Here is a 3538-nt window from a genome sequence, read left to right on the forward strand (position 1 = left end):
AATGACCAAAGACAACAATCTTCAAATATAATTAATGCCATGGTGCAAAAAATAGCTTTTTTTAATCATAAAGGTGGAGTGAGCAAAACTACAACCACTTTTAACCTTGGTTGGATGCTTGCTGAGAAGGGCAAAAGAGTAATTATTGTCGATACCGATCCCCAATGTAACTTAACCGGTATGGTTTTGACTAATGAAAGTGAAGATAGGGAGGAAAGACTACAAGCAATCTACAATACTTACTCTAATATTAAAACAGCTTTAGCGCCCGCTTTTGAGTCTCAACCGAGATTAATTGAAGCTGTGGACTGTATTCCTATTGATGGTCGTGATCGTTTATTTCTATTGCCCGGTCATGTGGGGTTAGCTGAATATGAAGTTCTTCTAGGTATTGCTCAAGAACTTAGTGGGTCAATTCAGGCTTTAAAAAATCTCCCCGGTGCGATTACATATTTATTAGACAAAACTGCCGAAAGATTTCAAGCTGACTATATTTTAATCGATATGAGTCCCAGTTTGGGGTCAATCAATCAAAATATACTGATGACCAGCAACTTTTTTATTGTGCCAACCACGCCAGATTTTTTCTCGGTTATGGCTATCGATTCTTTAGCTAAAATATTGCCTAAGTGGCACCAATGGGCTAAGGCAGCTAGTGCTTTACCAATTCTCAAAACAGCCAACTATCCCTTTCCCGAAGTTGACCTACATTTTTTAGGAACTATTGTTCAGAAATATCGAATCAAAGGTGGCCAAGAAACAAAAGCTCTTGAAAACTGGATTAACGAAATCGAGGAAAATATTGGCAATAAAATGATTCCAGCCCTAGAAAAAAATGGCATGATGCTACCGAAATTTATCTACGATCAGAATGGGGTACCAGACTGCTGTACTCTAGTAAAAATCCCTGATTTTAATAGTCTTATTGCCTTATCTCAAGAGCATCAAACGCCCGTTTTTGCGCTAACTGCTGAACAATTAGGATGGCAAGGTACAGTGTTAGATCAAGCCCAAGAAAAACAACAAAAATTTAAAGATATTTTTTCTGACTTAGCAGACAAAGTTATCGGTCTTACCTCCGAGATTTATGCAGTTAGCCATTGAACAATTTCGCCTTAGTCTTGCCCGCGTTCGTGACTTGATCGCTATCCACAATTCCCTCAAATCTCAGACTACTTCCGCCCTAGATGTATCGGATATCCTCAGAGCCGCTTTAGTCCTGACTGTGAGCGCTTTAGATTATTATATTCACGAAGTGATTACTCTAGGAATGCTAGAAATTTATCGAGGCCAACGTTCAGAACCTTCTCCCACTCCTAACAGTTCTCAATCTGCCTTTTCTCGTTTTCAAGTCTCCTTGAATGGCGCACGACAAGAACGATTGATAGCTATTAGTATTGGCTCTTGGTTAGAGAACGAAATTCAACAAAACTACGGTTCTTTTTTTGATCAAGAATCTCGCTCAATTTCCGAGGTACTACCAATGATTGAAAATCTCCTCACCAACAAACTTAATAGTAATTATTGGCTAGAGACTGAAATTAGAGAAAACCTCAGATATAAAAGCTTTCAACAACCGGACAAGATAGCGGAGGCCATTAGATTAATTTCAGCCAAGAAATTGTGGGAAGAAGTGGCCAGCAAACTAAATAAACCAGCCAAAGATATTAAAAGCCAACTTAGCATAATTGTTGATCGAAGGAACAAAATCGCCCACGAAGCTGATATAAGCCCGAGTTATGGCATTGGTAGTCGCTGGAATATCGATGAAAATATGGTTAATGATGCCGTTAACTTTATAGAACAGCTTGTTGAAAATATCCATCAGGTACTTGAGGACATCCACTAGCCGAGAATTTCCCCGGCAGTCTAGTTATAAATACTTATGATTTCTCAGGGAATTATAACAATTATTAAATAATGTGTAGTTTTGTATACTGATGTCAGGAACTTAGATACAATATCAAGTGGCGTAAGATATATAGAGATTAGCTAGTGAGTCGGCATCAAGACAGTCAAACTGACCGGAAACGAGAAGAAACACAGTTCACTCCTTACAGTGCAGAAGCGATCGCTCAAGAATACCGTTACAAACCTTGGCAATTGTTCGGTCGCGCTTTCGTGATTACTTGGTCTTTAGGATTATTTCTCCTCAGTCTCCTCTGGGACAAATGGACAAAGCAAGAAGAAGCCAATAAATACCAGCGTGCCAGCGAACTTAGGCAAATTCTCACCCGTTTGGGTCCCACCTTCATCAAAGTCGGTCAAGCTCTCTCTACCCGTCCCGACCTCGTTCGCAAAGACTTTTTAGACGAATTAGTTAAACTGCAAGACCAACTTCCCCCCTTCGATAACGACATTGCTTTTGCCATTATCGAGACAGAATTGGGAATGCCTGTAGAAAAAGCCTATCGAGAAATATCCCCCACCCCCGTGGCTGCCGCTAGTTTAGGACAGGTTTATAAAGCTATTCTACCCACCGGCGAAGAAGTAGCCGTTAAAGTGCAAAGACCGGGGCTGCGGGCGCTTTTAAGCCTCGATTTATACCTAATGCGCTGGGCTGCCCAAAAATTCGGTCGTTTATTACCCCTCAATCTCGGCCATGACCTCACCCTGATTGTCGATGAATTCGGCACCAAACTCTTTGAGGAAATCGACTATCAAAACGAAGGTCGCAACGCTGAAAAATTCGCCACCAACTTCCAAAATAACCCCGAAGTTAAAGTTCCCAGTATCTACTGGCGTTATAGTGGTCGCCGCGTCCTCACCCTGGAATGGATTGATGGCTATAAACTCACCGATACCGAGAATATCAAAGCTTTAGGATTAGACCCCAATAATATCGTTAAAATCGGCGTCACCTCTGGATTACAGCAACTCCTCGAACACGGCTTTTTCCACGCTGATCCCCATCCGGGTAATCTTTTCGCCACCTTTGATGGTCGCATGGCCTATATCGATTTTGGCATGATGGACCAGTTAGAGGAGGAAACTAAAGAAACCCTCGCTAGTTGCGTCGTCGATTTAATTAACAAAGACTACGAAAACCTAGCCGCCAACTTTGTCAAACTGGGATTTTTAACCCCAGAAACGGATATAAAACCAATTATTCCGGCTCTAGAACGGGTTTTAGGCAATGCCATCGGTCAAAGGGTCGGTGACTTCAATTTCCGCACTATTACCGATGATTTCTCCGAATTGATGTACCAATATCCCTTCCGGATTCCCGCCAAATTCGCCCTGATTATTCGTTCCCTCGTCACCCAAGAAGGGGTGGCCCTTACCCTCGATCCTAACTTCAAAATCGTCCAAGTAGCCTATCCCTACGTTGCTAAACGTCTCCTGACCGGGGAATCGCCCCAACTGCGGCGGCGTTTACTGGATGTGCTGTTCAAAAACGGTAAATTCCAGTGGCAACGCCTAGAAAACATGATTACAATGGCTCGATCGGAAAGTAACTTCGATTTACTGCCCACCGCGCAATTAGGCATCACTTTTCTTCTCTCGGAAGAAGGTCGTTATCTGCGTCGTCAATTGC

At 42.3% G+C, this 3538-nt stretch carries 3 protein-coding genes; all 3 read left to right on the forward strand.

Going from position 1 to position 3538, the window contains the following annotated elements:
• The first annotated feature begins 39 nt into the window (after nt 1-39).
• A complete protein-coding gene (locus PX482_RS25980; RefSeq protein ID WP_353852189.1) occupies nt 40-1104 on the forward strand; it encodes a ParA family protein in 1065 nt (354 codons plus the stop codon).
• Complete coding sequence (locus PX482_RS25985; RefSeq protein WP_288059146.1) at nt 1088-1849, forward strand: HEPN domain-containing protein; 762 nt, start codon at nt 1088-1090, stop codon at nt 1847-1849. Before PX482_RS25980 ends, PX482_RS25985 begins: the two co-directional genes overlap by 17 nt.
• A gap of 146 nt (nt 1850-1995) precedes the next feature.
• A partial coding sequence (locus PX482_RS25990; protein WP_288123209.1) for an ABC1 kinase family protein occupies nt 1996-3538 on the forward strand: 1543 nt, incomplete at its 3' end.

Source organism: Microcystis sp. M53602_WE12 (assembly GCF_030065455.1).
Classification (GTDB): domain Bacteria; phylum Cyanobacteriota; class Cyanobacteriia; order Cyanobacteriales; family Microcystaceae; genus Microcystis; species Microcystis aeruginosa.

Bases quoted from the DNA above. Each gene is read 5' to 3' on its own strand.
- PX482_RS25980 (WP_353852189.1), top strand. From the start codon at position 40: ATGGTGCAAAAAATAGCTTTTTTTAATCATAAAGGTGGAGTGAGCAAA.
- PX482_RS25985 (WP_288059146.1), top strand. From the start codon at position 1,088: ATGCAGTTAGCCATTGAACAATTTCGCCTTAGTCTTGCCCGCGTTCGT.